Below are 4,944 nucleotides of genomic sequence, written 5' to 3' on the forward strand. Positions count from 1 at the left end.
TTCCCAATGGCCCAGGGTCAGGGCCAGATAGGTCTTTTCCAGCCGGTTCCGGGACAGCATATGATGGAGACAGGCGTTTTTGGCAAAAAGCACCACTCCGGAAGTTTCCCGGTCCAGCCGGGATACCGGGTGGACGGCGCTGGAAATGTGATGGGTCTGGAAATACCAGGCCACCCGGCGGCTGAGAGCGGGAGTCCGTTCCTTTCCTGCATTGTGGGTCACCAGGCCGGCCGGTTTGTCCACAGCCAGATACAGCTCCGTTTCCTCCAGGATGGACAGGGGTGCTTCTTCCGGTTCCAGGGTGCAGGGTTCCGGCAGAAAGGTCCAGGAAACCCGGTCTCCCGGCTGGAGCAGCAGATCCCGCTGGATGATTTCCCCGTTCACCTGGAGGGCACCGGCGGCCTTCAGGGCTTTCCAGTAGGTGCCGGAAATCCCCTGGTCCCGGAGAAAGGATTTCAGCCGCTGGGGCAGAGACGCGGGGGACAGCCGGAGTTCCATTACAGCACCTTTTGGCCCAGGATGCAGGCCAGGATCCCGAAGAACAGGCTCAGGGCCATGTACAGGGCGGCGGTGACAGGAGCCCCTTTGTCCACCAGCTGCTGGCTTTCCAGGGCAAAAGAAGAAAAGGTGGTGAAGCCTCCGCAGATGCCAACCTTCAGGAACAGGGCCAGCCGGGGATGGAGGGAGTTTCTGGCGGCCAGAGCCGCCACCAGGCCGATAAGAAAGGCACCGATGATGTTGATGAAAAAGGTCTTGAGAGGAAAGCCGCTGCTGTGGCTCAAGGGCAGCAGTCCGATCAGATACCGGACCACGGACCCGATAAAGCCCCCCAGACCAACAATCAGACATTCAGTCATGAAAAAATCTCCTTTTTTGCATAGGGATATTGTGTATTATACCACATTAGGCCAGGAAGTACCGGTCTTCACCAATCGGAAAAATAGACCGCAGTAGGAAGCCTGTCCCATTCCAGCCATCCATGGTATAATACAGGTTAAGGATGGAGCACAGGCTCCTAAGAAAATTTAATAAGATGTCTAAGAAATAGAGTCTTCCTTTCAAGACTCTATTTCTGTAAGATGAAAGAAATGATATAAGAAAGGAAACCATTCCATGGAAGAATCTGCAAATAGAAACAAACTGGAAAAACTCCAGAGCGTGCTCCGGGAGCTGGGCAGTGTGGCGGTGGCTTTTTCCGGAGGGGTGGATTCCACTTTTCTCCTGAAAGTGGCCCACGATACCCTGGGGGACAAAGTGCTGGCCGTTACCGCCCGGTCCTGCTCTTTTCCGGAACGGGAACTGAAGGAAGCCAAAGCTTTTTGTGAAAAAGAGGGAATCCGGCACCTGGTGGTGGATTCGGAAGAACTGTCCATTCCGGGCTTTTCCCACAATCCCACCAACCGGTGCTATCTGTGCAAACATGAACTGTTCGAAAAGATCCTGGAGGTGGCCAAAGAAAATCACCTGGCAGCTGTGGTGGAAGGCTCCAACCTGGATGACGAAGGGGATTACCGTCCCGGGCTCCAGGCCATTGCAGAACTGAAAATTGCCAGCCCCCTCCGGCAGGCGGGGCTGTACAAAAAGGAAATCCGGGCCTGTTCCAAAGAACTGGGGCTTCCCACCTGGAACAAGCAGTCTTTCGCCTGTCTGTCCTCCCGGTTCGTCTATGGGGAAGAAATCACCCCCAAACGGCTGGGCATGGTGGACAAGGCGGAACAATTGCTGCTGGATATGGGGTTCCATCAGCTCCGGGTACGGATCCACGGGGGGACCCTGGCCCGGATCGAAGTGCTGCCCGATGAACTCCAGAAAGTGCTGGACCACCGGCTGGAAATCGCGGATAAGCTGAAGGAATACGGATTCACCTATGTGACTTTGGATCTTTTGGGCTACCGGACCGGCAGCATGAACGAAACCCTGCCTCCGGAAAAGAAGGACTGACCATGGAGACGAAAGAAATCCTGGAAAAAGTCCGGAGCGGAGAGATTTCTGTAGATACAGCGGAAAAATTCTTCCGGCAGAAGCCTTTTGAAGATCTGGGGTTCGCCAAGCTGGACACCCACAGGAAAATCCGCACCGGCTTCGGGGAAGTGGTATTCTGCAGCGGTAAAAGGGATGCCCATCTGAAACAGATTTTCCAGAAGCTGGCAGAAGACGAGGGCAACGTGCTGGGGACCCGGGCCAGCCGGGAACAGTTCGAGCTGATCCGGACCCTGTGCCCCGATGCAGTGTACGATCCTCTGGCAAGGCTGGTAAAGGTGATCCGGAAGCCGGTGGAACTCCGGGGTTCCGTGGCAGTGTGTACGGCGGGGACGGCGGATATCCCGGTGGCGGAAGAAGCGGCCCAGACGGCGGAATTCTTCGGAAGCAAAGTGAACCGGGTCTACGATGTGGGGGTCAGCGGACTCCACCGGCTGCTGGCCAGCCTGGACCCCATCCAGGAAGCCAACTGCGTCATTGCGGTGGCCGGCATGGAGGGGGCTCTGCCCAGCGTATTGGGAGGCCTGGTAAGCAACCCGGTGATCGCCGTGCCCACTTCCATCGGGTACGGGGCCAGCCTCCAGGGCATTTCAGCCCTTTTGACCATGCTCAACAGCTGTGCCAACGGGATTGCGGTAGTGAACATCGACAACGGCTACGGAGCCGGCTATATGGCCACCCAGATCAACCGGCTGGCACTGGGAAAGGATGAAGAACATCATGGATAAACTGCTTTATCTGGAATGTAAAAGCGGCATCAGCGGGGACATGACCGTAGGGGCCCTGTTGGACCTGGGTGCCGACCAACAGGTGCTCCGGAAGGCCCTGGCCTCCCTTCCTCTGTCCGGGTATACGGTGGAAATCAGCCGGGTGAAGAAGGCCGGGCTGGACTGCTGTGATTTCCTGGTGCGGCTGGATGCAGAGCACGAAAACCACGACCACGATATGGACTATCTCTACGGCTTTGCCAAAAACCAGGCAGCACCGGAAGCCCCGGAAGGAGAAGGCCACCAGTACGGGAACCATGGACATCATCATGGACATGACCATGAGCACCAGGAGGGTGGCGCCGAAACCCATGCCCATCATCACCATCATGCCCACCGGGGGCTCAGGGAAGTGCTGGACATCCTGGCCCAGGGAGAACTGACGGAAGGGGCCCATGCCCTGGCGGTGAAGATCTTTACCATCCTGGGAGAAGCGGAAGCCAAAGCCCATGGTACTACCCTGGAAGAAGTCCATTTTCACGAAGTGGGAGCGGTGGATTCCATTGTGGACATTGCGGCGGCAGCCGTGTGCCTGGACAACCTGGGGATCCGGGACGTGGTGATCCCGGTACTCCATGAAGGGACCGGAAGTGTCCGCTGTGCCCATGGCATCCTGCCCATTCCAGTGCCGGCGGTGGCCAATATCGCAGCCGCCCACCATCTGCCCCTCCACATCATGCCCTTTGCCGGGGAATATGTGACTCCCACCGGGGCTGCCATTGCCGCTGCCATCCGGACCCGGAGCCAGCTGCCGGAAACCTTCACGGTAGCCAGAGTGGGGCTGGGAGCAGGGAAACGGGAACAGGCCATGCCCAGCCTGCTCCGGGCCATGATCCTGGAAGTACCGGAAGAACCGGTTCCGGCTCCCTGGGAAGAAGACACCATCTGGAAACTGGAAACCAACCTGGACGACTGCACCGGGGAAGCCCTGGGCCACGTGATGGACCAGCTGCTTTCAGCCGGCGCCCGGGACGTGCAGTATGCCCCGGTTTACATGAAGAAAAACCGGCCAGGTTGGCTGGTCACCGTACTTTGCAAAGAAGCGGAACGGACCGGCCTGGAAGCCCTGCTGTTTGCAGAAACCACCACCATCGGCATCCGCCGGAGCCGGATGGAACGGAGCATCCTGGAACGGCAGAGCCAAATGGCGGAAACCTCCCTGGGGCCGGTAGCGGTGAAAGCTGTCCAGGTACCGGTTGTGGATATTGAAGGCAGCGTGACAGGAGAAACGGAAACCCGGCTTTATCCGGAATATGACGCCATTGCCGGCCTGTGCCGCAGTACTGGCCGCAGCTATCAGGCAGTATGGCAGCAGGTGCTGGGAGAACTGGCTCCTGCCCCGAAAAAGGAGGAATGACCCATGCATATGGCGGACGCTCTGCTGTCTCCCGGTGTAGCCGGGGCCATGTACGCCCTTTCGGGAGCGGCGGCCTGGTACGGGGCCCGGAAAGTAAAAAAATCCCATGATCCGGGACTGGTGCCGGAAATGGGGGTACTGGGGGCCTTTGTGTTTGCTGCCCAGATGCTGAATTTTGCCATCCCCGGCACCGGTTCTTCCGGCCATCTGTGCGGGGGGATGCTTTTATCGGCAGTGCTGGGACCCAGTGCCGGCTTCCTGACCCTGATCGGAGTGCTGGCCCTCCAGTGCCTGGCTTTTGGGGATGGGGGCCTGCTGGCTTTGGGAGCCAATGTGTGGAACATGGCTTTTTACGGTTGTTTTGTGGGGGGCGGCATCCTGTGGCCCCTTTTGACCCGCAAAGGGCTGACAAAAGGGCGGATTGCTGCCTCCAGCATCCTGGGCAGCGTACTGACCCTCCAGCTGGGTGCCTTCTCCGTGGCGGCAGAAACCACCCTGTCCGGGATCACCCAGCTGCCTTTTGCCGCCTTTCTCCTGCTGATGCAGCCCATCCATCTGGCCATCGGCTTGGTGGAAGGGCTGATCACCACAGCGGTGCTGGTATTCCTCTATGAAAACCGTCCGGAGCTGCTCCGGCAGCCTTTTGGAGAAGGGAGTGCAGGGAAGAGTGCCTGGAGCCGGAAGAAGACCCTGGGGGTACTTACCGGCCTGGCCCTGGTGCTGGGGGGTGCCGTCTCTCATTTTGCGTCGGAAGATCCTGACGGACTGGAATGGTCCCTGGCCCGGCTCACCGGTTCCCCTGAACTGGATGGACCGGCAGGGGGAATCTACGGACTGGCG

At 58.7% G+C, this 4,944-nt stretch carries 6 protein-coding genes; 4 read left to right on the top strand and 2 right to left on the bottom strand.

Features of this window, described 5'->3' with window-relative positions:
- Positions 1-498, bottom strand: a 498-nt coding sequence (locus QVO43_RS02155; RefSeq protein WP_288174343.1) for a pseudouridine synthase, incomplete at its 3' end; no start/stop codon positions are given.
- A complete protein-coding gene (gene crcB, locus QVO43_RS02160) occupies positions 498-857 on the bottom strand; it encodes a fluoride efflux transporter CrcB (protein ID WP_022486968.1) in 360 nt (119 codons plus the stop codon). The genes crcB and QVO43_RS02155, both read right to left, overlap by 1 nt.
- 256 nt (positions 858-1,113) lie before the next feature.
- Here crcB and larE point away from each other — a divergent pair, with 256 nt between their 5' ends.
- The 4 genes from larE to QVO43_RS02180 all read left to right on the top strand — a co-directional run.
- On the top strand, positions 1,114-1,941 hold the full coding sequence (gene larE / locus QVO43_RS02165) for an ATP-dependent sacrificial sulfur transferase LarE (protein ID WP_022486969.1): 828 nt from the start codon (positions 1,114-1,116) through the stop codon (positions 1,939-1,941).
- Between the two features lie 2 nt (positions 1,942-1,943).
- Positions 1,944-2,708 carry a nickel pincer cofactor biosynthesis protein LarB gene (gene larB / locus QVO43_RS02170; protein WP_022486970.1) on the top strand — a complete coding sequence of 255 codons (765 nt, stop codon included), beginning with the start codon at positions 1,944-1,946 and terminating at the stop codon, positions 2,706-2,708.
- Complete coding sequence (gene larC / locus QVO43_RS02175; RefSeq protein WP_022486971.1) at positions 2,701-4,104, top strand: nickel pincer cofactor biosynthesis protein LarC; 1,404 nt, start codon at positions 2,701-2,703, stop codon at positions 4,102-4,104. The genes larB and larC overlap by 8 nt, the downstream gene beginning before the upstream one ends.
- 3 nt (positions 4,105-4,107) lie before the next feature.
- The coding region (locus QVO43_RS02180; RefSeq protein WP_288174345.1) for an energy-coupling factor ABC transporter permease at positions 4,108-4,944 on the top strand (837 nt) is incomplete at its 3' end.

The organism is Acidaminococcus sp. CAG:542 (assembly GCF_000437815.1).
GTDB lineage: Bacteria > Bacillota > Negativicutes > Acidaminococcales > Acidaminococcaceae > Acidaminococcus.